This is a genomic window from Mesorhizobium sp. M6A.T.Cr.TU.014.01.1.1, from assembly GCF_004022765.1.
In the GTDB taxonomy this organism is placed as follows: domain Bacteria; phylum Pseudomonadota; class Alphaproteobacteria; order Rhizobiales; family Rhizobiaceae; genus Mesorhizobium; species Mesorhizobium mediterraneum.
Map to the genome: position 1 here is coordinate 1 of NZ_RZPG01000129.1, position 412 is coordinate 412.

Genomic DNA, 412 nt, shown 5'->3' on the forward strand with positions numbered 1-412 from the left:
GGCGAGACAAGGCGATATCATCCTGCGAACGCGCACGCGTCGGGTCGTCTTCATAGCCGGCTTGGTCGGCGTCGTGATCCTGGCCCTCGTCGTGAGGTTGGCAATCGGCTGAACCAATCCCCCTCGCCTTGCTGCTGCACTCTCCCCGGCCCGAAAGGCGCTAGCTTGCGCGGCGCGGCGGTGTTTGGCCATGCATCGCGATGCGCCATTGGCTACGCGACTTCTGTTGGAACCAGCGCGTCGAGTCGACGTTCAGCCCTTATTCAACAGGAGGAACAGGCCGTGCCACGAGGCGAGAAATCGAAATACACTGACAAGCAGGAGCGCAAAGCCGACCACATTGCCGAAGGCTATGAGAAGCGCGGGGTTTCCGACAAGGAGGCAGAGCGGCGCGCATGGGCTACCGTCAACA

The 412-nt window shown here is 62.1% G+C and carries 1 pseudogene; it reads left to right on the forward strand.

Annotation, left to right across the window (positions count from 1 at the left end):
• Positions 1–282: 282 nt before the first annotated feature.
• Positions 283–412: pseudogene (locus tag EN885_RS34610) on the forward strand (plasmid stabilization protein); the annotation flags it as partial.